We start from the raw sequence: 26,692 nt of genomic DNA on the forward strand, positions 1-26,692 counted from the left end.
TAACTTTAATCCTGATTTATTAAGTACATATATCACTCAACACGAGCGTTAACATAAACTCCGGGACTACAACTTCAGTCCTATGACTTGAGTATAAGCTCCCCGTGCTTGAGTAACACCAATTGTACGCTCAGCCGATTGAATCATAGGTCGCCGCAAACTCACAACAATAAACTGGGCTTGTTCAGACTGTCGTTTTATCATTCTAGCTAATCGCTCCACATTTGCCCCATCTAGAAACATATCCACTTCATCAAAAGCGTAAAACGTAGACGGGCGGTAGCGTTGCAGCGCAAAAATAAAACTCAGCGCCGTCAACGACTTTTCGCCTCCAGACATGGAAGCCAGCCGCTGTACGGGTTTGCCCTTCGGGTGAGCCACCAAATTCAAGCCGCTGCTGAAGGGGTCTTCCTGGTCATCTAGCTGGAGATAGCCATCGCCTTCGGAAAGTTCCGCAAAGATAGTCTGGAAGTTCTCGTTAACCGCGTCGAAAGCTTCCTTAAAAGCGCGCCGCCTGAGTGTGGTAAAATTTTCGATTCTCAACAGCAGTTCAGTGCGTTCTCCTTCCAATGTCGTCAATTTTTGACTCAATTCTTGAAGGCGTTCTTGAGTGCGGTTGTACTCTTCCAAGGCTAGCATATTGACTGGTTCTAAAGCTTGAATGCGTTTGGCGATCGCCTTTACTTCTTGCTGCAATTCCGTCAAATTGGCTTTCTCGACATTTTCAGGAATCGACGGCACCGGGTCGGGCATTTCCGCCCGCTGCGTTTCCAATAGAGTGCGGATTGCGGCCAATTGTTCCCGGCGTTCTTGCTGAGTTTCGTGGAGTTTTTGCAACTGCCATTGTAACTGCTGTTTGGCTAAATGCTGTTCTCGCAATTGAGATTCCGCCCGATCGCGCTCTCCCTTCTGCACGCCCAATTTTTCCTCAATTTCCCCCAAAGCCGCCTTAGCTTCCGCAATTTGTCCATCGAGTTCTAACTGCTGCGAAACAATGGAATCGAGTGCATCCGCCCCCGCGTTTTGCTGCACTTGCCATTCCTGCAATTTCTCACTACCTTCCTTAATTTTCTCTTCCAAACGCCCGAATTGATTTTCCAAGTCTACAAGGCGCTGCTGGACGTTTCTCAGAGCCAATTCTCGCTCTTGGAGCTGCGCTTCGAGAGCGCGCAAACTCGATTGCATTTGCTGCCATTCGCTGTGACTGTTCGACTCTTCCAACTGCGCCAAAGTTTGCCGGTACTGCTGCAATTGAGTTTCCTGTGCGGGCAATTCTCGTTCCAGCAACTGCAATCTCGATCGCGAATTAGTTAATTCCTGTGTATTTTTGGCAATTTGCGATCGCACTTGTTCCTGTTGCGCTTGCAAATTCTTAATTTCTGAATCCAACTGTTCCAAGCGCAACTGATTTTCGCGCAAATTCTGTTTTGCTTCCATCAATTCTTGGCTGCGAGTTTTGACTGCAACAGACGCGCGGTCGATCGCTATTTTGCACCGTTCCAAAATCCGCTCAATTTCCTCCAACCTTTCTTGCAGAGATGCGATCGTCCGCGCTTCACTAGCAGCCTCGCTAGCCTCAACCGTGCCAAAATGCAAGGTTGATCTGTTAGTAGAACTTCCCCCAGTCATCGCCCCGCTAGTTTCCAAAATTTCCCCGTCCAAAGTGACAATCCGGTACTGTCCCAAATAGCGGCGGGCGTCGCTGAGGTTGCTAAACACAACCGTACTGCCAAAAACGTAAGCAAAAATTTCCTGATACCGCGAATCGCAATCAATCAAATTAACAGCGGCATCCACAAACCCAGCCGCGCGCCGCAAATTTTCATTCACCGAATACCTGCCGCCTCTAATCTTATTCAAAGGCAAAAACGTCATCCTTCCCGCCCGTTTTTGTTTCAGCAATTCGATCGCAGCAGCAGCCACGCTGTCATCTTCCACCACCATATTTCCCATGCGGCCGCCTGCAGCAATTTCCAGGGCCAACTGATAGCGCGGTTCTACCCTGCCCAGTTGAGCCACCAAGCCACAAACTCCGCCAATTCCGCTTTGCGCGACAATTTTTGCCGTAAACGTTCCCGTCGCTTCTTGCAGTGCTTGAAACTGCACTTCTAGTTTGTCTAATTTGCGCTGTCTTTCCCGCTGTTCTTCCAACAAACGAGTTTGAGTTTCCTGTTGCAGTTGCAATTCTTGTTCGGCTTCGACTAAAATCTGATTCAGCGATTCTACTTGCAAAGATGCCATGCCTTTGGTTTCCCCAAGGCGAGATTGCTGCTCTTTTTTCGCTGCAATTTCCTGTTCCAATACTTGCAGCGATTGGTTTTGTTCTTGAATTTGACTTTGCAGGCGATCGGCTCTTTCGCCAATAGTAGCTTGTTCTGTACGCTGCGGTTCCAAAGTTTGCTGAATTGTTTCGATTTGGCGGTGCAGTTCCGTTTGCTGCTGTACCCAAGCTTCTGCCGTGGAGGCGATCGCATTTGCAACTTCCCGATTTTCATCTAAACTTTGCTGGGCTGCGTCCCGCTGTTCCTGCAAACTTCCTATTTGAGACTTAACATAAGATATTTCAATCTCTATTTGCTCCAAACTTTGCTTAAATTGTCGAACTTCTTCCTCGGTTTGTGCTATGTTAGCCGCCATTTGCCCAGCAGTTGTTTCCAAATCCTGTTTGCGGTTTTGCAGTTGTCGCCGTTCCGCTTCCTGAGTCGCAATCGTCGCTTGCAAAGCCAACAATTCTGACTCCCCCAAAGCTTTAACGCGGGCATTCAGGGCGTCAAGTTCGGCGGTTGCTGCTTGAATTTGGGTGCTAATTGTTTGCAGTTGTTCGGTGAGAGATGCCGAAGTGCGATCGCCCATTTCGATTTGTTCTCGCAGCTTCCATTCTTGCTGCTGTAATTGCCGGAATTTCAGCACAATTTCCCACTGCGATTTTTCTTGAAATTCCGCCCGTAATTTTTGATATTTTTCCGCTTTTGTGCGATCGGAAGCCAGCCTATCGCGCTGAGAAATCAGCTCTTTTTCCACAATCCTGCTGCGTTCTTCCACCTCCTTAACTTCATCCAACTTCTGCCTAGCTAAAGAGATTTTGCGATCGAACTGAGCCACACCAGCTAATTCGTCAATGATTTCTCTGCGTTCCTTAGAATTCATCGAAATAATGCTGGTAACGTCTCCTTGCAGCACGACATTATAGCCTTCGGGATAAATTCGCAAGCGGTTGAGTTGTTCGTGAAGTTGAGTCAGCGTGCAAGGTTGACCGTTAATGTAATAAGTTGAAGTGTAAGTACCTTGGCGAGTTACCCGAAGTTTGCGCGTCACACTCCACTCATCCGATTTTGGATTTTGGATTTTGGATTTTTTATTAGTAGCGAGTAGTTGTCCGTTGTTGTCTTGAGTTGCTGCGATTTCAATCTCTTCTACGTCTTCAACAGATAACTCATCCGATTTTGGATTTTGGATTTTGGATTTTCGATTGACAGGAAGTGATTGTCCGTTGTTGTCTAGAGTTTCGGCAGTTTCTATCCCTTCGACTTCTTCAATAGATAGAGGCGATTTTTGATTGACAGGAGATGATTGGCCGTTGTTGTCTAGAGTTTCGGCAATTTCTATCCCTTCCACTTCCTCGGCTTCAACAGATAACTCATCTGCTGCATTTTCATCCTCATCTTCATCCTGGGCGAACCATTCCTCCCCCACATCTTCCAGCGCAAAAGTCGCAGTCACACTAGCTTCGATCGTACCGCGTTTGTTTTGGGCGCTGTTCACCAAATCCGGCAAACGTTCAGCTCGCATTCCCTTAGAACTCGAAAGTCCGAGACAAAACAGCAAAGCGTCGAGGATGTTCGACTTCCCAGAACCGTTGGGCCCGGAAACCACAGTAAAACCGGGCAGCACGGGAATGGCCGTCGTGCCGCCAAAAGATTTAAAGTTCGTCAGTTCGATCCGTTTAATGTGAACCATATGCTAGGAGTAGCTTTGGCTCTAGGTTGTTGTCACAGGGTAGCACAGGCAATAGGGCGATCGACAATGTGTTAACTTTCTGGCATTGTCGATCGAACCGATATCTTACACCTTTGTCAACAACCGAGTCGGCTTTTACTTAAAAAGATCGTTGACAAAGGTACAACATCTGAGATCCGAGCGAGCGCTACAAATGAACGTAAATTTTGATACAGATAAGTTCATGAGACGCGATCGACATTATTTGTGGGATTAAACATGAAAGCCATGCCCAGAGCGAATTCCAGTAAATATAATTCCCGCAATTCCTAATGTTACCCCTAGACATATAAAAACTTTCCGGTAAAATCGAACCAAAATTAATAATGTATAAAGTAACGAAGCGCATTATGGAGGGCAAACCCATTACACCAGCTCAGAACTCATCTAACCTGCCAGCTTCACCTGAAAGCGACGAACAACAAGTATTACAAATTTGGGGTCGCGAACCCCTTAAAGGACACGTTAAAATCAGCGGCGCCAAAAACTCGGCCTTAGTCGTCATGGCAGGAGCCCTGCTATGCCCAGAGGATTGCCGTCTCCGCAACGTTCCCGGTCTAGTCGATGTCGCCCGCATGGGGCAAATTCTCTCGGCTGTAGGAGTCAAATTACAGCAGAACGGGGACGTTTTAGACATCAACGCCAGCAACCTCATAGACGCTCAAGCCCCCTACGAATTAGTCAGCCAACTGCGGGCGAGCTTCTTCATCATCGGGCCGCTGGTAGCGCGTTTGGGATTTGCCAAAGTGCCCTTGCCCGGTGGGTGCGCCATCGGTGCCCGACCCGTTGAACTCCACGTTCGCGGTCTGCAAGCCCTCGGCGCCGAAGTCCACATCGACCACGGCACGGTTCACGCTTACGTCAAAGGGCCGAACCGCCGCCTGAAAGGAGCCAAAATTTATTTGGACTACCCCAGCGTTGGCGCAACTGAAACTTTGATGATGGCAGCGACTCTGGCTGAAGGAGAAACCGTGATTGAAAATGCGGCTCAAGAGCCGGAAGTCGCAGATTTGGCGAATTTCTGCCGCGCAATGGGAGCAAAAATTCAAGGCGCCGGCACGAATACGATCGTCATTTCGGGAGTTCCCAAGCTGCACGCGGTAGACTATTCAATTATTCCCGATCGCATTGAAGCCGGAACATTTTTAGTAGCAGGAGCCATCACTCACTCGGAAATCAGTTTGTCGCCGGTAATTCCCGACCACCTGACCGCAGTCATTGCCAAATTGCAGACAATTGGGGCCAAAATTATTGCAGAATCCCCCGACATTTTGCGGATAGTTCCCGGCCAAACTCACTCGGCCACAGACATCGAAACTCTGCCTTATCCCGGTTTCCCCACAGATATGCAAGCTCAGTTTATGGCTTTGCTGACGCTGAGCGAAGGCGACAGCTTGATCAAAGAAACCGTGTTTGAGAATCGCTTGCGCCACGTAGCAGAGCTCAACCGCATGGGCGCAGACATTCGCCTTAAAGGCAATGTAGCGATTGTGCGGGGAGTGTCGCGGCTGTCGGGTGCGCCTGTCGTGGCAACAGATTTGCGGGCTTCGGCGGCGTTAGTGTTAGCGGGACTTGCAGCCGATGGTGTCACCACCATCAGCAGCTTGCAGCATTTAGACCGCGGCTACGAGCAGTTAGAGGTGAAACTGCAAAAATTGGGAGCTAAGTTGCGGCGGGTCAAAGAGGGTACAGACCCGGCGACTGCTGAGGCTCCTGTCAATCCCGTGCGATCGAGTTTAAAGTAGTCAGAAGGAAGAAGGAAGAAGGAAGAAGGAAGAAGGAAGAGGAAAAAAGGAAGAAGCAAAAGAATTCCCCATGCCCAATTCCCCATGCCCCATGCCCAATTCCCAATTCCCAATTCCCCATTCCCAACTGACTAAAATGTCGAACATACCGCTCATCGGTTTGAAAGCAGACCAGTTTCGCCACCCGCTAGACTTGGAAGCTACCAGCACTCTCAAACAACTGCCCGGCCTGGATTTGATCGTGCGGCAGTTGCTGGGACAACTTGGCGAACAGTTTTTCATGCTGGAAAATCTGGCTTCCAGCGTCCAAGTCGGCGAAAATCAATTGCCCCACCTCCATCAATTGCTGTTGGATGCCTGCAAAACTCTTGATTTGGAGCCGCCGCAGCTTTATGTCCGCCAGCATCCGATGCCAAATGCTTACACCTTTGCGATGCGGGGAAAACAGCCTTTTGTGGTGATGCACACTTCTCTGATTGATTTGCTCACAGAGGAGGAAGTTAAGGCAGTAATTGCTCACGAGTTGGGGCATTTGAAGTGCGAGCACGGAGTTTACCTGACTCTGGCTAATTTGATTGTGTTGGCCGCCGGTCAAATTTCCCCTGTGGGAACCGTGCTCGCGCAGGGTTTGCAGGCGCAAATGTTGGAATGGTTGCGGTGTGCGGAATTTACGTGCGATCGCGCCGCCTTGCTCGCCACCCAAGACCCAAAAGTGGTAGCATCGCTGTTGATGAAACTGGCCGGAGGTTCACCGACTTTAGCTCCGAAACTGAATGTCGATGCGTTTTTGGCGCAGGCGCGGGCCTACGACGACCTCAGCAGCACTCAACTGGGAGAAATGCTCAAACAAGCTCAGACGGCTCAGTTGTCCCATCCTGTACCAGTATTGCGCGCCAGAGAGATCGATCGCTGGGCAAGTTCAAAAGATTATGAATCTTTGCTTGCAGGAAATCGATCGGTGTGTTATGATGGTGAAACCCAAAAGGGCGGGTGGCGAAATTGGTAGACGCATCAGACTCAAAATCTGACACCGAAAGGTATGAGAGTTCGATTCTCTCCCCGCCCACTGCTAAAAAAGCTAGTGATGTATTAATAAACAACTGTGTGCTAGGTAGCCCAGTAGCTCCAAGTGCATATCTCATCACTTGATCTCCCCCTTCCTGGTGGCTGTGGTTGGTAGCCGAGTATTTTCCGAACTTCAGTTGAAATAACTCATGACCAACCGCACTATTACTTTGGTCTTCTTTTTTATGTAATAAAAACAGAAAAAGATGAGTAAGGAGGCAAGCAATATACCTTCTGTGGATTTAGCTATGGTTCCAGGCACAGTTTATCTCCAAGATTGTGTCTCGAATCAGTTAAGTAAACTGTATACTCTTGATTTAGCAACAGGTAAAGCAACCTTCATCGGTGAGATCATTACAGAAGTTTATGATATTGCCTTTGTTGATTCACAACTCTATGGCATGGAGCGAGTACGATCTCGATAAAATGCTCGTTGCTGCTGACTTCGCACCACTGAAAGATGAGAAAGATGTATCGGCTCAATAATTCGGGGCGGACTACCCACTCAGGAACGATTTTGCGTCATTTGAGGTGCATCGTTGAGCGATTTACCCCGGATTATTGAGCGGATACAGAAAGATGTTACGCTTTATTACTAAAAAAAAAATTATCTACCCTTCTAGATAGACTAATAGTCATCCCCGGAGCGGTCAAACTTGCGACCAATTCTAGCAGATGCTGAGTTTATCAGCACTAAGGGAAATACCGTCATCAGCAACCTCGATTATGATTTCTTAACTGTTTGGCAAAACAAGTCTAATAGCAGATATCACATTAAGTGATTACCAAAAACTGAATGTAGACGAGTTTTTGGCGCAGGCGCGAGCCTACGACGAGCTCAGCACCACTCAACTCGGAGATATGCTCAAACAAGCTCAGACGGCTCAGTTGTCCCATCCTGTACCAGTATAGCGCGCCAGAGAGATCGATGGCTGGGCAAGTTTAAAAGATTATGAATCTTTGCTTGGAAGAAAGCGATCGGTCTATTATTATGGTGAAACCAAAAAGGGCGGGTGGCGAAATTGGTAGACGCATCAGACTCAAAATCTGACACCGAAAGGTATGAGAGTTCGATTCTCTCCCCGCCCACTGCGAGGAAAGCTAGTGATGTCTTAATAAAGCGCTCTGTGCTTAATAGCCAAGCAGCTCCAACTGCATCTCTCATCACTTTATCTCGCACTCGCTGGTGGCTGTCGTTGCTAGCCGAGTATTTTCCCAAAATCAGTTGAAATAACTGATGACCAACCGCACTGTTACTTTCGTCTGCTTTTTTATGTAATAAAAACAGAAAAAGATGAGTAATCAGGCAAGCAATATACCTTCTGTGGATTTAGCTATCGTTCCAGGCACAGTTTATATCCAGGATTGTGTCTCAAATCAGTTAAGTAAACTGTATACTCTTGATTTAGCCACAGGTAAAGCAACATTCATCGGTGAGATCATTACAGAAGTGTATGATATTGCCTTTGTTGATTCACAACTCTATGGCATCGATCGAGAAGGCGACACAACGCAGCTCGTAAAAATTGACATCAAAACGGGCGATACGGCTGTCATTGGGGATACGGGCTTTGCTACAGCCGGCTTGGCTTATAATGCCCAACGTCAAACCCTTCATGCCACCACAGCTAAACAACTGATTGCCCTTGATCTCAAAACAGGAAAAGGTACACCAGTAGCTACCGTAGCTAATAAAGACTACAACTGTGGCGAAGTTGCCTTTGATAGCAAGGGCATAGCATATATCACATTAATTGGCTACGAAAAGAAGAAATTACTTGCTAGATGCAATCTCGATACTAGCGAAGTTAAAACTATTGGTGATACCGGATTTCCTGGTATTGGCAGTATGGAATTTGTTGGCAATGTCCTTTATGGCGTTACGGGCAGATTTTTTAACTTGGGGAAAGACGGTCAATTAATCCGCATTAATACCAAGACAGGTAAAGGCACATTAGTGGCTCAAACCAAGCCTAGCGGTCGTTGGGCAGGAATTGCGGTTTATCAACCAGCAACAGAAGTGAGCGAAACCGTCACTTCAAAAGTTAACACTCAAGCTACACAAGCTCCACAAACAACTACTACAACGGGTGAGGAAACTATGAAACTGTTAACGATTGATACCAAAGAAAACTGTTACGTTATCAATAGCGCTCAGATGAATAGCTTGCAACAAAATGTTGCTAAGTCTCTGACATTAGACAAAGGAACTTTTGACATCCAAATTACCAGTGGTAGCTACAGTTATAGTGCCGACAATACCGTCGCTGAGCCTTTTGTTTTTCTCTGGATTTATGGACTTGATGACAGTACCTTTATCAACACAAAGACAGGTGTTGAGACAGGTGCAACTTGGGCAACTTTAAACGGCTATAACGACAAATTGCAGTTAGACATCAAAGAAAAAGCTGTAGTCTGTGCTTTATTCTTTGATACCTATAGTGGTGATAATCAAGGACAAGTCACTGTTTCAATCACTGGCAATCAACAGTTTAACCCCCAAACTTTAACCGTTGATAGCAAGGAAAACTGCTATTCCCTGGATGGCAATTATCTCTCCACTCTTAAAAAAGCCAATGCTAATTCTATCGAGTTAGCCCCAGGGAACTATCGCGTCAAGATTCGGGAAAGCAATGCCACTTATGGAGCAGAAGCCAAAAATTTCCAATTAGAGCCTTGGGCGTTACTGTTGATTCAAGGGGGAAAATTTATCTCCAAGTTGACAGGAATTGAACTTAGCGAAAGTTGGTGTTCCTTAAATGGCTTCAAAGATGACGTTATTTTTGAAGTCAAACAAAAAACCACCCTCTCCGGCTTCTTTTTTGATACATACATAGAAGATAACGAAGGGCAAGTTGTTTTAGAAATCAACAACATCAGTGATCTAGAAGTAGCCCAAGAATATGCACAGTCATCACTACAACCTGGTATGGGCAGCAGCGGAAGCACTGTTAGTGTAGTGGGTGGTGGTAGCACAACTAGCTCTGGTGGTACAGCAGTTACCACGGGTGGTACAACTAGCTCTGGTGGTACACGAGTTACGACTGGTGGTAGCACAACTAGCTCTGGTGGTATACCAGTTACCACTGGTGGTACAACTAGCTCTAGTAGTACAGCAGTTACCACTGGTGGTACAACTAGCTCGGGGACTGAAAATATCGATATTAGCAGTGGATTTAACTTCAGTTTTGACCAAGATCAGATGGAACAAATGTGGCAGCAAATGGCAGCCCAAATCAATAGTTCCATTACAGTAACAGGTGATCCGAACGAGAAAAAAGAAGCTTATTGGGACAATTTGGAAAAATGGCTGCTTAAAGGCTATCAAACTCAAGCTAAAGACTTAGGGATGAAGGTAGCACGGCTGGAGTTTATGCTGAAGACTCTTACCCAACAAATGGAAGTTAGTTTTAATCAGAATTTCCACAATTGGTCGGGGTACTTCAACAAAAATCTCAACGACTTATTTATTTCCCGAATCCCCCGCATTGTTAGTGAGCAGGTGAATTTAAGAATCTCTGAACAAACCCAAGAGATTAAACACTTAGTGCTGCAACAAATGCAAACCGAACTCAATGAGCGTGTTGAGTCCGTCGTTAATCTCAAAGTGTCTAATCAGACTCAAGAAGTTAAGAACCTCGTAGTTCAGCAAATGCAAACTGAACTTGAGCAACGGATTGAGAATGTAGTTAACATCAAAATTGCCAATCAGTCTACAGAGATTAATACCCAGGTAATTAATCAAATGTCGGCTGATATTGATGAGCGCATTAGTAACTCCGTTAATGTCCAAATCGCCAATCAATCTCAAGAGATTACTAATCAGGTAATTCAGCAACTCCAACATACTATCGATCAGCGTGTTGAGAATGTGGTGAGCATCAAGATTTCCGATCAAACCCAGAATGTGAAGAATCTGGTGATTCAGCAAATGCAAACTTACATCGATCAACGCATCGATAATGTCGTGAACCTCAAAGTGTCTAATCTATCTCAAGATATTAACACTCAAATTGTTCAGCAAATTCAACACGACATAGATCAGCGGATTAATGCGGTAGTTAATCTCAAAATTGCTGACCAAAGCCAAAACATTAAAAATCTGGTCATTCAGCAGATTGAAGCTAACATGGATCAACGCATCAATACAGTGGTTAATCAATCTAGCAATCACAATGTGCAGTTAGTGACTACTAATATTGTCAATGATCTTGACAATCGCATTAATACTAGCTTGGATAACAAGATTCTCAACTTCCGTAATGATGTCTCTGCTATCGTCAAAAATGAGCTGAACCAAAACTTCACGCAGAACATCAAAAATACGATTTTTGCAGAATTGAAACAGCAACAATTCTACCTAGATATGAACTTGATCAAGTCAGAAGTTGAGAACTTCTACTCTAATCTGGCACAGTTTGAGAATCAGTTCTATTTACGCATTGAACAAGGGGACACTCAACTGTATAACTGGACGCTGGAACAACTTATTGCTCTCCAAGGTTGCTTAACAGATCGTCAGGCTTTAGTGGATATGTTTGAATCTTTCGCCAATAAACTCAAAGACGAATTAGATAATGCTGAATGCGTTCGTCCCGATCGTTTTAGTTCTTGGGTAAGAACAGATATGCGGTCACAATTTCAACCTACGCAATCTCCGGGATTACCACAAGGTTAATCAGTAGGTAGACATATATCTTGGGTGTCCGAAGAAAGGAACGAAGCAATCCCAAACTGCAAGCGAATTGCTTCGTTCCTCTATTCGGACATGATGGTATTGATTTATGTTCACCGCCCACTGCTAAAAAAGCCATATAAATTAGGGTTCCAGGTAGGCCACCGGGAACCCTAATTTATATGGCATGGGGAATCGGGCATCGGGAATTGCAAATTGGTAACTAATGACAACAGTCAACAGTCAACCATTAACAGTCAACAGTCAACAGTCAACAGATTTTATGGGTGAAATCGCCGCTTTAGGCGCTGCATTTGTCTGGGCTCTATCTTCCACCATCTGGCAGCGAGTGGGACAGCAAATCCCCGCAGTCGTGCTAAATTTGCTCAAAGGTGCGATCGCCCTTTTCATGCTCCTTGCCACTGTAATAATTTTAGGTAAACCCTTACCCGCAATCAACCCTAATATTTTAGCAATGCTGCTGATTAGTGGCGGCCTAGGAATTGGCATCGGAGACACCGCTTTCTTTATCGTATTAAAATATTTAGGCGCGAGACGAACGCTGCTTTTAGAAACCCTTTCTCCCCCTTTAACAGCTTTATTGGGCTTAATATTTTTGCAAGAAAAGTTATCGCCCATTGCTTGTACTGGCATTCTTTTAACAATCTGCGGCGTAGCGTGGGTAATTGCAGAACGAACAGCCGAAACAACCTTATCATCAAAACATCTTTGGCAGGGATTAGGTATTAGTTTATTAGGACAAACAACCCACGCCGTTGGAGCAATTTTATCCCGCGCCGCCTTCACTCAAATAGATATAGATCCCCTGTGGACGGCGGCGTTGCGTTTGAGCGGTGGTATGGCAGTCATGCTGTGCTTTTTGAAGCCAACAAACCTTGACAGTTTCAAACAATTAAAATCCCAAAAAATATTAGCTACAATAATTCTGGCAGCTTTTTTAGGAACCTATCTCGGAATTTCCCTGCAACAGACTTCACTGAAATATGCACCCGCAGCAATCGCTCAAACACTCAGTGCGACCAGTCCCCTATTTATACTGCCTTTAGCGGTGCTGGCGGGCGAAAAAGTGAGCATTCGGGCTGTTTTGGGGGTAGTGGGTGCGATCGGCGGAATCGCCTTATTATTGGGTTTGAAGTGATTAGATTTGATATCAATTCCGGTGCCACCGGAATGATTGTTGACTGTTGACTGTTGACTGTTGACTGTTGACGGGCGGGTCGGAAAACTGAATGGTTGAGTGTTAACTGTTGACTCGATTAGGCACGGCGCCGTCTCGAAAGCAGTGGGTAATATTAATTCCGATGCTACCGGATTTGATATCACAACTCCGACAAGTGGAAACAAAACTCTACGGAGAGATTGAGAAGCAAATTGCAACCGATCGCGAGAAGGAAGAGGAAGTGATTTATGCTTCTCATACTTGGGTAAAATAATTGGCAGAAGTACATTGCCGGATGTCCAGAAGTCGGCACAGTGTATCAATGCAAAACCATAGAAGAAGCGATCGCCAATCTTAAACAAGCTACAAAACTCTATCTCGAAGAACGTCCATTATTGGAGCCCCGACTTCTTAAAGAAGCCGGGGCTCTAGCTACTCTTACAAATTGCAACTCATATCCCCAGATAATTGACTGAAACGCGCATTTTCTCGATAGTCTACCGGACAATCAATCACGCAAGGGACATCTTGAGCCAGGGCTTCTTTCAGAATCGGAATTAAATCGGTTGCAGCTTCCACTCGATAGCCTTTTAAACCCATACTTTCAGCAAATTTCACAAAATCGGGATTGCCAAATTTGACGAAATCGGAATGACCAAAATAATCTTGCTGCTTCCATTCAATTAACCCGTAACCGCCATCATTAAAGATCAGCGTCACAAAATTAGTACCGACTCGCAAAGCAGTTTCTAACTCTTGACAGTTCATCATAAAACCGCCGTCGCCGGTGGCTGCTATTACTTTGCGATCGGGATAAACGAGTTTTGCAGCCACCGCACCCGGAATCGCAATTCCCATCGCCGCAAAGCCGTTGGAAATCAAACAGGTATTCGGGCGATCGCAATGATAGTGCCGCGCGATCCACATTTTGTGAGCTCCCACATCAGATATAAGAATATCTTCCGGGCCCAGGACTTGCCGCAAATCGTAAATGAGTTTTTGTGGCTTGATCGGGAAACCGTCGTCGGCTGCATATTGTTCGTACCCAGCGCGAATATCCGCCCGCAATTGCTTAGCAAAAGGGTCTACTTTCTCCATGCGATCGGCACGCTGCAAAATTTCATTGAGGGAATCAGAAATATCTCCCACAACTTCTATAAGAGGAATATAACTGCTGTCAATTTCTGCTGGCAAAGATCCAATGTGAATAATCGGAATTTTTCCTTCTGGATTCCACTTTTTCGGGGAATATTCAATCAAATCGTAGCCAACAGCAATCACTAAATCCGTTTCTTCAAAAGCACAGCTAATATAATCCCGTTTTTGCAATCCCGTCGTCCACAGGGCCAAAGGATGAGTGTAAGGAATTACACCCTTGCCCATGAAAGTATTAGCTACAGGAATATTCAATCGAGTAGCAAATTGTGTCAAAGCATCGCTGGCGTTAGCGCGGATCGCGCCGTTTCCTACTAAAAGCAGAGGGCTTTTTGCCTTGGAAATTGCCACAGCGGCTTTATTCAAACTTTGGTAAGCGCCAAAAGTTTTTTCGCGGTTGTCTTTGGTGAGCGGATTTCCTTCAGCCGGCATTGCTGCGATGTTTTCAGGTAAGTCAATGTGAACAGATCCCGGCTTTTCACTTTGAGCTACTTTAAAAGCTTTGCGGACAATTTCTGCCGTCGTGCTGGGGCGAACAATTTGAGCATTCCACTTAGTAACTGGCTCAAACATGGCGACCAAATCTAAATATTGGTGCGATTCTATGTGCATCCTGTCTGTGCCCACTTGTCCGGTAATTGCTATTAAAGGAGCGCCGTCTAAGTTAGCGTCAGCAACTCCTGTCATTAAGTTAGTTGCGCCGGGGCCCAAGGTGGACAAGCAAACGCCGGCTTTGCCGGTGAGACGACCGTAAACGTCGGCCATGAAAGCGGCGCCTTGTTCGTGGCGAGTAGTAATAAATTTAATTGAAGAGTTTCTCAGGGCTTCTAGAATTTCTAAATTTTCTTCTCCAGGAAGTCCGAAGACGTATTCGACGCCTTCATTTTCTAAACATTTTACCAATAGTTGAGCTGTGTTCATTTCCGTTTCTCTCCTCGGTTAATGGGGGTTTGTGGTCTTTTTAAACCGATCGCAAAAATACTAAATGGGAATTTTTAACCGCAGGTAAACGCAGATAAACGCAGACTTATGTAGATTCGTGCGATCGGTTGATAGAGTGGGAGCTTATTTCACCCACACTGTTTTTATGTTAACAAATTCGTGCATTCCTTGGATGCTCAATTCGCGTCCGTAACCGGAGCGTTTGATGCCGCCGAAGGGCAATCTCGGGTCGGATTTTACTAAACCGTTGATGAATACCGCGCCGGCCTCTAGTTCGGAAATAAAGCGATCGCTCTCTGAGTTTACTGTAGTCCAAGCTGAGGCACCCAAGCCAAAAGATGTGCTATTTGCGAGAGCGATCGCCTCATCGATGCCTGCAACTCGGAATACTAAAGCTACGGGCCCGAAAAATTCTTCTTGACGGGCAGAGGCATTCGGCGGAATGTCTGCCAGAATAGTTGGCAAGTAGAAATTGCCGGCCTTCTCTGACAATGGGCGGCCACCTGTCAGAAGTTTTGCTCCCGATTGGACGCAGGTTTGCACTTGATTGTCCAAGTCTTTGAGGATTGCGGGAGTAGCTAAAGGGCCGATATCGGTTTCTGGCAACATCGGATCGCCTACTTTTAATTGCTCGAATTTTTCGACAAATCCTGTGATGAATTCGTCGGCAATCTCTTCTGCTAAAATAAAGCGTTTGGCTGCGATACAAGATTGACCGTTATTGAGCATCCGGGATGTCACAGCAGTTGATAAAGCTGCTGCTACATCGGCGCTGGACATCACAATAAATGGGTCGCTTCCTCCCAATTCCAGCACTACTTTTTTCAAATTTTTGCCTGCATTTGCTGCCAAACTTTCACCCGCTGGTTCGCTACCGGTGAGAGTTGCTGCTTTTATACGATCGTCCCCAACGATATCGGCTACTTTGTCGGCGCCGACTAACAAAGTTTGGAAAACTCCTTCGGGAAAGCCAGCAAGCGTAAAAATTTCTTCGATTTTTAAAGCGCACTGCGGCACGTTGGAAGCGTGTTTGAGCAAGCCGACATTGCCCGCCATCAGTGCTGGCGCCGCAAACCGAAAAACTTGCCAAAATGGGAAATTCCACGGCATGACGGCTAAAATAGCCCCTAGTGGTTGGTAGCGGACAAAGCTGCTGCTAGCGTCAGTGGTTGCCGGTACGTCTGCCATAAATTGAGCGGCATTTTTGGCGTAATAGCGACAAACTAAGGCGCATTTTTCCACTTCGCCGATCGCAGATTTGAGCGTTTTGCCCATTTCCAGGGTCATCATTTCAGCGTAAATTTCGCGATCTCGCTCCAAGATATCCGCAGCTTTCTGCATCCACAGGGCTCTCTGCTCAAACGGCAGTTGGCGGTATTTTTTAAAAGCTTGCTGTGCTAATTCCAGCTTAGCTTCTATTACCTCATCCGCGATCTGCTCGAAAGTTTTCAGCGTCTCTCCCGTTGCCGGGTTGATAGTAGCAATAGCCATGGTTTTATCTCCTGTGTGAAAAACACAAAACTCCCTGCTAGTTTTCAGCCTAGGCAGGGAGTTGTATCAAGGTATTACAAAATAGGAATTTACCAGCCACGTTTTCTTTCAGGTCTTGCCAACTTGCAAGTGCCGCGATTTGTTTAAATTTCTCTACTTTTAATTATAGTTCACAGTCTCGATCGCAAATCTTAAGAAAATTTGTCTTTCTGAAATCACGCACAAATCTCAAGAACCAGCTTTCCGGCCTGTTCCACAAAAGTTAAAGGTTCTTGTGGGGCGTCCCGCCCGCCCCTGAAAGCTTTATTCACAATTAATGGTGCAAGATGGATGAAATATCTTGTCTGGTGTCCCGCCCGCCTTGCATTCTCAAGAACAGACCGGACGGCCTGTTCCATTACACATTTCTCACTTCCTCTCCCTCAAACAGACTGTTCCTGGACGTAATCCTGCACGTAAGACTGATAGTAATACCTGCTGCCTTTATCGTTATTCGCCACCATTCCCAACAGCGGAATTCCCGCCATTTTCAAATCTTCAAAAGCCAACACCAGCGCCTCCCGCTCAGTTTGATGCAGCCCTACTACCAGCATCAATCCATTAGTGTGAGCTGCCAACAAATTCGCATCCGCCAAACCTAAAAGCGGCGCAGTATCGTAAATAACTAAGTCAAAATGACTTGACAAAGCTGCCATTAAATGCTGCATTTTTCGGGAAGAAAGCACCTTTGTGGGATCGAGAGGAACCGGGCCGGAAGTTAACACAAACAAATTTTCATCGCGGGGCGATCGCAAAATCACCTGTTGCACATCCACATCATCCGCGATCACATTGTGCAAGCCTTGCCAATTCGGTAAACCCAGCATTTCGTGTACCTGCGGGCGCCGCAAATCCCCATCCACCAACAGCACTTGCTGCCCCATTGCAGCCGCTGCCCGCGCCAGATTTACTGCTACCGTAGACTTGCCGTCACCTACTTGACAAGAAGTAATTACACAAGAATTGATTGGAGTCTCAAGGTTTAATAAGCGAATATTAGCATTGAGCGATCGAAAAGCTTCCTGAAAAGCATCCGTCGGCATCGGCGAAATTGCCACATCCACCGGGCTTGTCTCAGCAGGAGGAAGTCTCAAAATTTTATCGCTAGCAGGAATTACCCCCAACAAAGGCAGGCGAATCGACTGTTTGACATCCTCTGGAGTTTGGAACACGGTTTTATTTTTAAACCGTTCCGCCAACTGCGCCGCCAGCATACCGAACAGCAAACCAGCCAATCCCCCCAAAGCCAAATTCAAAGGCATAATCGGAGCAACAGCCATCAACTCGCCATTTTTGTAGCGCGGAATTTCCGGCTTAGCAATAACTTCCCAAGCCACCTCTTTTTTACCCACAGCTTCAAGCTGCAAAGCTTGCTGTTTTGCCAGCAAACCATTCAGCGTATTGTTAGTTAAATCCAACTCGCGCTGCAAATCGGAATAGCGCCGCAAAATCACCGGGAATTTTTGAGAGTATTGATTCAACTGCTTAGCAGCTTGTTCCAAAACTTGATTCCGCACGCCCAGCACCTGAATTAAATTAGCAGTACCGATAAACTGCTCGATTAATTTAATCCGCACCGGATCTTGAAAAGCCAGCACTTGTGAACTTACCTTAGCCAAATCAGTTCCCAGAACTTGTTGGGCTTCTTTCTTCAACAAAGGAATCAGGTTCTTGCGCTGTTCTCGCAACAATTGCATTTGCGGAGTTTCGTCTGTAAACGTAGCCGAGTTAATCGCAATTTGTCCTTCTAATTGCTGCAATTGAGTCAGCATCCCTTGATAGCGGGGAGCTTGACTCAGAGCCGATGCCATCAGCGCTTGCTGCTGGTTCAGTCCGAGCTGATTTTGCAGATTGGAATAGAGCAATCTCTGCTGATTGAGCTGCGTTTGCGCTTCCAATCTTTGCGTTTGAAGTTCACTGATTTGCTGCGCGAGTTGTTGCGTTTGAATTTGCGGGTCGATGAAATTGTACTGCTGCCGCAATTTTTGAATTTCTGTTTGCAGAACTTGTTGGCGCTTTTGCTGGTTGGGAATTTTCGATTTTACAAAATCTAGAGTCTGACTAATTTGAGTGGTGGTATCTTGCACGCTGTAGTTGCGGTATCCTAACGCAACTTTTTCCAAAACAAACTGAATTTTTTTCGGGTCATAATCCCGATATCTAACTTCGATAATTTTGGTATTTTTGAACCGATTAATTGACAGCCTGGTTTCCTGAGAAAACGGCAAATTATCTGCTTTTTGGTTCAAAAGGTAATTGTAATTTATTTCGGGATACTTAGCCTGCAACTCTTTAATAATCGGCGCCATTACTTGCGGACTTTGCAAAACTTGAATTTGGGATTCGTAGTCAAAACCGCCCTTTTCTTGGGTCGCGGGGGCCGCTGGTTGCAGTTTCAGCTCACCGGAGTAGATTTTTGCTAAAGTATTTTGCGTAACCGCTGGTTCTACTAATAATTGAAAGCGCCCTTCGTACTCGCTTTTTTGATTCAGTGTCCAGGCGAAAACTCCGGTAGTCACTGCCGCTGCTACGCCGATGACTAAGATGGAGCGACTGCGGCAAACTTCCCAAAAACTTAACTCTTCTGCCTCGGTTTTGTTGCTGCCTAAAAATTGATCTTCTTCATAAAGCCCAGAAGACATTTTTTGCAGATCAGCGGCTTTTTTATGATTAAACAGTGCTACTTGAGATTGTTTCCCTGGTTTCATTTGATTTCTACAACTTATTAGTTTAAACGTCTGTCTTGGTGGGAGAGTTTCAGGAATCCGGTTGATTTCTAGATATTTCATTACCAAACCGCAATTTTTTCTAGAAACCTGGTTTCTGAGGCCTTAATGCCAGTCTATTCAAATCACCGAAAAATATCGAACAACCGAAATATTCCTAACAGCGGGCTGAGAGGAGCGAGAGTCCCGCCTACATTATCCGAGAACGTAGCGCGACCCGATCGCCTTACCATAATTACATCATTATTTTTCAGTTTGGGATTAGTTTCTTCATTGGCAGTTGCAGAAAAATCAACCTTAACAGTTAGCTGCGAAACGGTGCCGTTAGGATTGAGGCGAATTAAATTCACCGAATCCATTTCGGCCCGCGCTTTATTAAAACCTCCCGCTGCTACCAGCGCTTGATTTAAAGTTGTGTTGGGCACCACCGCAATCACTCCGGGTTTCAGGACTTCTCCTACAATGTTCACCCTAATCGTATCCGGTGAAAAATTAGAATTAGCAACTTGTTCGTCTTGGGTTTCATCAAGGTTTTCGGCTTTGGGAACGATTACCGTATCTCCCTGTTGCAGCGCTAAATCTTGGGATACATCTCCCCCTTCCAAAAGTTGCCACAAATTCACATTAATAATTTGTTCTGTACCCGCGCGCGTCAGGCGGCGAACTTGTATTTGTCTGATATCAGCTACCGGCGTAATGCCGCCAGCCATTTTAATTGCCCTCGTTACAGTTTGCTGCAAAACATTTTCCCCGCCGTTGGTTTCGCTGGCAGCAAACAAACCAGAATTTTCACCCATTTCATTCTCTTGTACCCTACTTTGAGCCTCTTTTGCCAAAGTATAAGTACCGGGGCGAGTTACTTCGCCCACCACAGCAATATTAATTGGTTGAGTGCTTTGTCCGGTAATGTTAGCTACTGCTAAAGTCGGTGCTTCTTGGCGGTTGAGGCTAGTGACCGTGGGAATAAATATAGTATCGCCGTCGCGCAAAGTCATATCGGCCCGCAAATCGCCGTTTTGCAATAATTCCCACAAATCCACACTAATAATTTGTTCCGGTGCGTTGCGCTGGGGGCGGCGGATTTTGATTTGCCGCACGTCTGCTGACTGGGTAATTCCACCGGCCATTCGCAGAGCCCGCGATATCGTTGGCATTTGAGTTCCCATTTGCTCTGCTGTGCCTCCGGGGCCTGCTGCTGAGGATATTGTATAGGCTCCGGGGCGGTTGATTTCGCCCGCGATCGCAATTTGCAAAGGACGCGGCGCCAGCAGTTTCAAGGTAATCCAGGGACGTTTAAGGTATTTGCCGTATTTGTCTTTAACAGCATTAGAAGCTTGTTCTAGGGTCATCCCGTACACCGAAACGCTGCCAATTAACGGCAAATTCAGGGAACCGTCTGCCTGTACTTGGTGTTGACCGTTGGGGCCGCTGTATTCCGGGACGTTGAAGATGTCCATTTGAATACGATCGCCCGCGCCTAAAGTGTAAACTTCCGATCGTACACTTGAAGGTTCACTTGCGGGAAATCCCGGCGCTGCCGGTACCGGTACAGGAACAGGAGAACCCCCATCAGCAGGAGGAGGAGGAGGAGGAGGCATAAACTGGGCCGCCGCAGGAGATGAACCCACGGCCGCGAGCACTGATACTGTTAAACTTTGGGCTATTAAACTTTTGACAGCATTGCTTGCCCAATAACTTAGCTTGCAGCTTTTGCTGGAAACCTTTGCCTCAGCCCCTTTCCTTGCAGCAAAGGAGAGAAATTCTTCCCTTTCCCTCTCCGCGAAGGGGACAGAAGGGTGAGATTTTTTCTCAAGTTGCACCTCGCGCGAATAACTTTTCACCACCATCGCTTTTTGCCCCTATCCTTATCCAACCCCGCCAACATCAAATGTAACCCAACTGTTCTAACTTGCTTAGAACTTTTTTAACACTCTCTTCCACACTTTCTCGCTCTGTGTAACAAATAATCTCTGGATTGAGCGGTTCTTCATAAGGATCGTCAATTCCCGTAAAACCCTTAATTTCTCCTGCTCTCGCCTTAGCGTATAGCCCCTTGACATCGCGACCTTCGCACACTTCTAACGGCGCTGTGATATATACTTCAACAAAATTGGGCTCCATTGCTCTAATTTCGTCGCGAATTGCTCTGTAGGGGCTAATAGCTGCGGTCATTACGGCTACTCCATTGCGGCTCAGCAGGTGAGCTACAAATCCAATCCGCCGAATATTAGTATCTCGGTCTTCTTGGCTAAATCCCAAACCTTTTGACAAGTTGGTGCGAACGACATCTCCATCCAATATTTCAACTTTGCAACCTCTTGCCTTCAATTCGGGTTCGAGAGCTTTGCTGATAGTTGTCTTGCCGGAACCGCTCAGCCCGGTAAACCACAAAATAAAACCTTTTTCCATTTTCAGCCGTTAATTACTAACTCGGAAATTATTAAGACGTAAAACTTTATAGATGCTGTTCCCTTCTTTCTATTATGGTTATTCGCGGTGTCATATTGGCAATAGTGGCGCGGCAAAAGTGAGAAATCAAAAGTGGCGATCGCTCCTGCGGTCATTTAGTAACAAAATTGTGCGCTCGCTGCATAATTCCCGATTTATTATTTGTCAAGTCTTTCCACAGTAAAATTTAATTCGCCATCGCCAACGCCGAACATCTATCCGTAGCGCACTCATCACCTTACTGAGCCTTTCGCAATCTCAAATCTCAAATCTCAAATCTCAAATGGTATTGCCCATGTCTTCGGTCTTAAAAGCAGATGTTTTGGTAGTCGGTGGCGGCACCGGCGGCACCGCTGCAGCCGTCCAAGCAGCCCGCCGAGGTGCCAAAACTATTTTAGTAAGCGAATTCCCCTGGCTGGGAGGAATGCTGACTTCCGCTGGCGTTTCGGCCCCCGATGGCAATGAATTAGCAGCTTTTCAAACCGGTTTGTGGGGCGCGTTTCTCCGGGAACTCCAGCAGCGACAGCCGGGAGGTTTGGATTGGGGCTGGGTAAGTTTTTTTACTTACCATCCCCGTATCGGTGCTGAAATTTTCGCTGATTGGGTTAAATGTTTGCCGAACTTACAGTGGATTTGTGGACAAAAAGCTCACGATGTGGTGTATGAAGGAGAGCGCATTTCTGGCGTTCAGTTTGCAGATTTTACAGTTTGGGCCAAAATCACTTTAGATGCAACGGAATTGGGAGATTTGCTGGCTTTAGCCGAAGTTGGGCACCGCTGGGGTTGGGAATTCCAAGCCGAGTGGGGAGAACCCAGCGCGCCGATCGCCTCTAATGCCCTCACAGAGAGCTATTTGGTGCAAGCTCCGACTTGGGTGGCAATCATGCAGGATTTTGGTAAAGGTGCGGCTGGGCCAGAAATTCCCGCGCCGCCTGTTGACAATCCCGATCGATTTATCGGTGCTTGGGACGGTTACACTCCCGAACAATTTCTCAATTACGGCCGACTTCCAGGCGGATTGTTGATGATTAATTGGCCGATTCGAGGTAATGATTATGGTGAAGGGGTCGATCGACTCATTAAATCTGAAGCATCTCGACAAGAATTCCTCCAAGAAAGTCTGTGGCATACTCAAAGTTTCGCCCGCTTCATTCAAACGCAACTCGGCCCCCGCTACGGCCTTGCACAGAATATTTTCCCCATTTCAACGATCGACAATCAACAAAATTCTTCCCTTCTTTCTTCCTTTGCCTTACATCCTTACTACCGAGAAAGTCGGCGCTTGCGAGGGATAAGTACAGTCAGAGAACAAGATATTTTGCCTATTGTCGGTGGCAGAGTCGCGAAGTTGCCGATAAATTCTGAGGGCATTTGTGAAACAATTGCGATCGGCAACTATGCCAATGATCACCACTACACCAGTGGCGACATTCCGTTGCAGCCCAAATCGATCCGCTGGGGCGGCCGCTGGACGGGAACTCCGTTTACCATTCCTTACAGCGCCCTAATTCCTGCGAGTACAGACGGTTTGCTAGTCTGCGAAAAAAATATTTCCGTCTCTCACATCGCCAACGGTGCAACTCGCTTGCAACCGACGGTAATGAATATTGGACAGGCTGCGGGGATGGCGGCGGCTTTGTGCGCGGAATCTGGATGTCAGCCGCGGGACTTGCCGGTGAGAGTTTTGCAGGAAGCTTTGCTGCAAGATTCCGAGGCGAGTGCGGCGGTTATTCCCTTATTTAATTTGACACAGGGGCGATCGGACTGGCTGGATTGGCAACGCTATTATCTCGATCGACCTGAAGCATATCCCGCCAGTGGCGAATGTCAGGAGTCAGTAGAGAAACAAAGCAGTCAAACAGCAAATACCCACAGCCAATTTTCGGGCATTTTCCGCCGCCTCGGCGAACAAGACTGGACACTAACGCTGACAAGCCCCGCATCCTTAGCCGGTCAAACTTGGCAACTCGTGACTTTGGACTCGGAAACCGACAGATTTTTACAGAATTGCGAAACCGAAAAGCCTCTGACAGTATGGGGCAGGCTGAATTCGGCAGGTGCTTGGCTGCTGGCGGAATCCGTAGAATTGAAGAGGTAAGGTTTTTTGCAGAGATCCGAAAATTTCACAGAAATTTATCCTGATCGATCGGGGAGAGTCCGTATCAGTTAATAGACAATGACACGGATACTAACCCCATGCAAACTTACACACCAATTGCTTTACAGAATCTTTTGGGCGTTACTTTGAGCGCCACTGTCGTTCGAGCCTTGGAATCCCTCGTCGGACTGCTCGAAGTTGCCACCGCTTCATACATTTTATCCGCCCAAACCGAACAAAGGGGCGATCGTTCTCCAGAAAGAGGCAGCGGACGCCGAGAGTTCATTGAGCCTAATCTTTACACTCATCAACTACAAGCATTTTAATGACATTGGACGAAAGCGATTTCCGTTATTGAGTTAGTTTCTGCCGCCCGTGTCTAGCGCTCAATTTGATTTTCTGGGATGCTAGTTTTTCAGGTTTCCAAGGCAACTGCATTTCTTGTTTACAGTCATTAGGCTCTTCTTTTATGTGAGTGATGATAGCATATAAACCTTAAACCGCCATCTATCGAGAGATTGAATCTTGTATTTGGCGGTTTTGTATATTATTGCAACCCTCTGGGTAGTGCCATTAGGAATTTTTTTATTAGTGAAGCCAGAGATTTTATTTATTCCCTTTTACATCGACTTCTGACAGCTCTCATAGCTCAGATGCTACGCATCATCTAAAGTGTCTGTTGCTTCGGGAGGGGAGAGGGTGAGAAAGGGGAGCATCTCAATGAAAGCAGCCCAGCCCAAAATTGGAGCCAGGAGCCAGGAGTCAGGAGTCAGGAGTCAGGAGGAAAGACGAAGAAGGAAGAAGGAAAAAGGAAGAAGGAAGGAGCCAGAATAAGTGTTTTTACAAATATGAGATGCTCCCGTAAGAAAGGGAGAGGGAAAGATAATTTTCCGCTTTTTATACAAGGATTTTAGGATACAATTTAAATACGCGATAGCTTAACCCAAGCCGGATTTGTTCTTCCTTTTTCCTTCTTCTTCTTCCTTCTGATTCCAGATTCCTGATTCCTAATTCTATAGTTTGATAATTTCAGGGAAATTCATCCTGATCAACCTGGGTAAATGTCGTATCTCTAAATAGATACTGATACGAATACTACCCATGAAAACCTACACTGCAATTGCTTTACTGAGCCTGTTGGGCATTACCTTGAGTGCCAGCGCCGCTCAAGCTTTTGAATCTCCACTCCCCATGCTCGAAACTGGCACCGCTCAATATATGTTGTCAGCGCAAACTCAACAAAGGGGCGAGCGTGGTCCTGAGAGAAAGCGCATCCGCAGAAATTTTACTGAGCCTACTGTTTACACTCATCCGCTACAAGATTTCTAATGGCACTGGACGCAAGTGATGACCACAACTGAGTTGCTTTGGGCCGTTCATTCGATCGCTCGATCGGATTTTCTGGGATTCTATTTTTTCAGGTTAAGCGACAAGTGCACTTTTTGTGGACAGTTCTGAGGAGATTATTTTTTCTGTGATAAATTTTAGCATATAAACGGGGAACCGCCATCTATCTAGAGAGAGATTCTAGTAAGTGGCGGTTTTGTATTGAAAACGCTTCAATTAAACAGGAACTAACCACAGACCTCTGATCATCTGGGTTTTTCAACCGATATCCCTCGCCCTCCAGGCCTTATTTTGGCATTGCACAATTTGAGGAGGATTCTTGTGGGGTGTCCCGCCTGCTGTGAAAATAAAGCGGACGGCCTAGGAAAGTCCATCCCACAAAACATCAAAATTTTCGCGCAATTATGCAACAGCCTGATTTTAGTTGATCAAACTGGGTTTCGGCCTCCATGACTATTCAAGAATTAGGGGCTCGGAGTCGCCTCAAATTCCTGGGAGCGCAACAGTTATTTACGTTCTCCCCCCCACAGGTAGGGTTTAATTTTCAACCACTGCACTATAATTAACTTGCGATAACTAACTTATATATAGGTAAACTGTCAGCGCAGAGGGTGCAGCAATCTACTTAAATTGGCCACCAATAAGAACCACTTATGCGGTGTGGATAGCCTTTAAGCCCATGCCCCTGTTACCTCAGGGAAATTAACTAACCTGAATATTAGGGTAGCTGGCAAGCTTTCCGGCGACAGTCGGCTATGCTTGATTCGGCGCTCTCGCAATAATTTAATGGAGGATGACAAAATGCCTCCTAATTTGGCTATTTCGGGGATAGTGATGAAAAATGACTCTTTGGATCTGGTCAAAAGCCTCAGCCCTAGTGCAATGGATCAGATCATGCTATATCTGGCGTTTAGCGCCATGAGAACCAGTGGGCACAGGCACGGGGCGTTTCTAGACGCGGCCGCAACGGCGGCTAAGTGTGCCATTTATATGACTTATATGGAGCAGGACAACAACCTGCGGATGACCGGACACTTGCATCACATTGAGCCTAAACGGGTGAAGGTGATTGTTGAAGAAGTCCGGGAAGCTCTGACTCAGGGAAAATTGCTGAAAATGTTGGGTTCCCAAGAACCTAGATATTTGATTCAGTTTCCTTATGTCTGGCTGGAACAGTATGGTTGGATGCCGGGACGCCCTCGCATTCCGGGAAACAATTTGACTGTAGATGAAAAAAAATATCTCGAAGGCAAGATTCCTCCGAATCCGCCAGACGCTCAACTGATCAATTCTTTTCAGTTTATGGAGTTGATCGAGTTTCTGCACAGGCGATCGCAAGAAGATATGTCTCCAGAAAGGCGAATGCCTTTGAGCGAAGCTCTAGCAGAACACATTAAGCGGCGCTTGATCTATTCTGGGACAGTTACTCGCATTGATTCTCCTTGGGGAATGCCGTTTTATGCCCTGACTCGCGCTACTTACTCTCCCGCAGAGCAGGAAGAGCGGACATTTACTATGGTTGAGGATACGGCTAGATATTTCCGGCTGATGAAGGATTGGGCGGAAAAACAACCGAATGTGATGCGAATTATGGAGACTTTGGATATTCCGCCGGAACGGCTCGACCAAGCCCTTGAGGAATTAGATGAAATTATTCGCAATTGGGCCGATCGCTATCACAAGCGGGGCGAACCGACGATGATTTTACAAATGGTTTTTGGGCCGCAAGACGACGCTTAGTTTGATTAACTATTAATCATTAGTCATGAGTTGATTGCTTGAGAC

At 46.3% G+C, this 26,692-nt stretch carries 15 protein-coding genes and 2 tRNA genes; 11 read left to right on the forward strand and 6 right to left on the reverse strand.

The window, feature by feature from the left end; genetic code table 11:
- Nucleotides 1-66: 66 nt before the first annotated feature.
- Nucleotides 67-3,957: a chromosome segregation protein SMC gene (gene smc / locus NDI35_RS04980; RefSeq protein ID WP_445311745.1), complete on the reverse strand. Its 3,891-nt coding sequence runs from the start codon at nt 3,955-3,957 to the stop codon at nt 67-69.
- A gap of 365 nt (nt 3,958-4,322) precedes the next feature.
- Here smc and murA point away from each other — a divergent pair, with 365 nt between their 5' ends.
- From murA to NDI35_RS05015, 7 genes are all read left to right on the forward strand, one after another.
- Complete coding sequence (murA, locus tag NDI35_RS04985; RefSeq protein ID WP_445311746.1) at nt 4,323-5,741, forward strand: UDP-N-acetylglucosamine 1-carboxyvinyltransferase; 1,419 nt, start codon at nt 4,323-4,325, stop codon at nt 5,739-5,741.
- A gap of 136 nt (nt 5,742-5,877) precedes the next feature.
- Nucleotides 5,878-6,747, forward strand: coding sequence for a M48 family metallopeptidase (locus NDI35_RS04990; protein WP_445311888.1), 870 nt, complete (start codon nt 5,878-5,880; stop codon nt 6,745-6,747).
- Nucleotides 6,726-6,807, forward strand: a tRNA-Leu gene (locus NDI35_RS04995). Before NDI35_RS04990 ends, NDI35_RS04995 begins: the two co-directional genes overlap by 22 nt.
- 1,006 nt (nt 6,808-7,813) lie before the next feature.
- Nucleotides 7,814-7,895 (forward strand) — tRNA-Leu (locus NDI35_RS05000).
- Between the two features lie 205 nt (nt 7,896-8,100).
- The gene (locus NDI35_RS05005; RefSeq protein ID WP_445311747.1) at nt 8,101-11,484 is read left to right on the forward strand and encodes a hypothetical protein; all 3,384 of its coding nucleotides are present in this window, start codon (nt 8,101-8,103) and stop codon (nt 11,482-11,484) included.
- A 280-nt stretch (nt 11,485-11,764) separates the two neighbouring features.
- Nucleotides 11,765-12,640: a DMT family transporter gene (locus NDI35_RS05010; RefSeq protein ID WP_445311889.1), complete on the forward strand. Its 876-nt coding sequence runs from the start codon at nt 11,765-11,767 to the stop codon at nt 12,638-12,640.
- Between the two features lie 109 nt (nt 12,641-12,749).
- Nucleotides 12,750-12,935: a hypothetical protein gene (locus NDI35_RS05015; protein ID WP_445311748.1), complete on the forward strand. Its 186-nt coding sequence runs from the start codon at nt 12,750-12,752 to the stop codon at nt 12,933-12,935.
- 164 nt (nt 12,936-13,099) lie between these two features.
- Here NDI35_RS05015 and NDI35_RS05020 read toward each other — a convergent pair whose 3' ends face one another.
- The 5 genes from NDI35_RS05020 to cysC all read right to left on the reverse strand — a co-directional run bounded on the left by NDI35_RS05020 (nt 13,100) and on the right by cysC (nt 21,423).
- Nucleotides 13,100-14,737 carry an acetolactate synthase large subunit gene (locus NDI35_RS05020; RefSeq protein ID WP_445311749.1) on the reverse strand — a complete coding sequence of 546 codons (1,638 nt, stop codon included), beginning with the start codon at nt 14,735-14,737 and terminating at the stop codon, nt 13,100-13,102.
- A 144-nt stretch (nt 14,738-14,881) separates the two neighbouring features.
- A complete protein-coding gene (locus tag NDI35_RS05025) occupies nt 14,882-16,249 on the reverse strand; it encodes an NAD-dependent succinate-semialdehyde dehydrogenase (protein ID WP_445311750.1) in 1,368 nt (455 codons plus the stop codon).
- Nucleotides 16,250-16,671: 422 nt separating this feature from the next.
- Nucleotides 16,672-18,996: a GumC family protein gene (locus NDI35_RS05030; protein ID WP_445311751.1), complete on the reverse strand. Its 2,325-nt coding sequence runs from the start codon at nt 18,994-18,996 to the stop codon at nt 16,672-16,674.
- A gap of 143 nt (nt 18,997-19,139) precedes the next feature.
- On the reverse strand, nt 19,140-20,861 hold the full coding sequence (locus tag NDI35_RS05035; protein WP_445311752.1) for a polysaccharide biosynthesis/export family protein: 1,722 nt from the start codon (nt 20,859-20,861) through the stop codon (nt 19,140-19,142).
- Between the two features lie 37 nt (nt 20,862-20,898).
- Nucleotides 20,899-21,423: an adenylyl-sulfate kinase gene (gene cysC, locus NDI35_RS05040; RefSeq protein ID WP_445311753.1), complete on the reverse strand. Its 525-nt coding sequence runs from the start codon at nt 21,421-21,423 to the stop codon at nt 20,899-20,901.
- 334 nt (nt 21,424-21,757) lie between these two features.
- Between cysC and NDI35_RS05045 the strand changes: the two genes are divergently transcribed.
- The 4 genes from NDI35_RS05045 to hetR all read left to right on the forward strand — a co-directional run bounded on the left by NDI35_RS05045 (nt 21,758) and on the right by hetR (nt 26,647).
- Complete coding sequence (locus NDI35_RS05045) at nt 21,758-23,560, forward strand: FAD-dependent oxidoreductase (protein ID WP_445311754.1); 1,803 nt, start codon at nt 21,758-21,760, stop codon at nt 23,558-23,560.
- 98 nt (nt 23,561-23,658) lie between these two features.
- A complete protein-coding gene (patX, locus tag NDI35_RS05050) occupies nt 23,659-23,886 on the forward strand; it encodes a heterocyst-inhibiting protein PatX (RefSeq protein ID WP_445311755.1) in 228 nt (75 codons plus the stop codon).
- 775 nt (nt 23,887-24,661) lie between these two features.
- Entirely contained in the window at nt 24,662-24,889 is a 228-nt protein-coding gene (locus tag NDI35_RS05055) for a heterocyst-inhibiting protein PatX (RefSeq protein WP_445311756.1), read from the forward strand.
- Between the two features lie 852 nt (nt 24,890-25,741).
- On the forward strand, nt 25,742-26,647 hold the full coding sequence (gene hetR, locus NDI35_RS05060; protein ID WP_333077431.1) for a heterocyst differentiation master regulator HetR: 906 nt from the start codon (nt 25,742-25,744) through the stop codon (nt 26,645-26,647).
- Nucleotides 26,648-26,692: the final 45 nt, after the last annotated feature.

The organism is Microcoleus vaginatus FACHB-2002 (assembly GCF_040004035.1).
GTDB classification, from domain to species: domain Bacteria; phylum Cyanobacteriota; class Cyanobacteriia; order Cyanobacteriales; family Microcoleaceae; genus Microcoleus; species Microcoleus vaginatus_C.

Coding starts and splice junctions, on each gene's coding strand:
- NDI35_RS05005 (WP_445311747.1), top strand. CDS start 8,101: ATGAGTAATCAGGCAAGCAATATACCTTCTGTGGATTTAGCTATCGTT.
- smc (WP_445311745.1), bottom strand. CDS start 3,957: ATGGTTCACATTAAACGGATCGAACTGACGAACTTTAAATCTTTTGGC.
- NDI35_RS05055 (WP_445311756.1), top strand. CDS start 24,662: ATGAAAACCTACACTGCAATTGCTTTACTGAGCCTGTTGGGCATTACC.
- murA (WP_445311746.1), top strand. CDS start 4,323: ATGTATAAAGTAACGAAGCGCATTATGGAGGGCAAACCCATTACACCA.
- NDI35_RS05010 (WP_445311889.1), top strand. CDS start 11,765: ATGGGTGAAATCGCCGCTTTAGGCGCTGCATTTGTCTGGGCTCTATCT.
- patX (WP_445311755.1), top strand. CDS start 23,659: ATGCAAACTTACACACCAATTGCTTTACAGAATCTTTTGGGCGTTACT.
- NDI35_RS05035 (WP_445311752.1), bottom strand. CDS start 20,861: ATGGTGGTGAAAAGTTATTCGCGCGAGGTGCAACTTGAGAAAAAATCT.
- hetR (WP_333077431.1), top strand. CDS start 25,742: ATGAAAAATGACTCTTTGGATCTGGTCAAAAGCCTCAGCCCTAGTGCA.
- cysC (WP_445311753.1), bottom strand. CDS start 21,423: ATGGAAAAAGGTTTTATTTTGTGGTTTACCGGGCTGAGCGGTTCCGGC.
- NDI35_RS05020 (WP_445311749.1), bottom strand. CDS start 14,737: ATGAACACAGCTCAACTATTGGTAAAATGTTTAGAAAATGAAGGCGTC.
- NDI35_RS05045 (WP_445311754.1), top strand. CDS start 21,758: ATGTCTTCGGTCTTAAAAGCAGATGTTTTGGTAGTCGGTGGCGGCACC.
- NDI35_RS05025 (WP_445311750.1), bottom strand. CDS start 16,249: ATGGCTATTGCTACTATCAACCCGGCAACGGGAGAGACGCTGAAAACT.
- NDI35_RS04990 (WP_445311888.1), top strand. CDS start 5,878: ATGTCGAACATACCGCTCATCGGTTTGAAAGCAGACCAGTTTCGCCAC.
- NDI35_RS05030 (WP_445311751.1), bottom strand. CDS start 18,996: ATGAAACCAGGGAAACAATCTCAAGTAGCACTGTTTAATCATAAAAAA.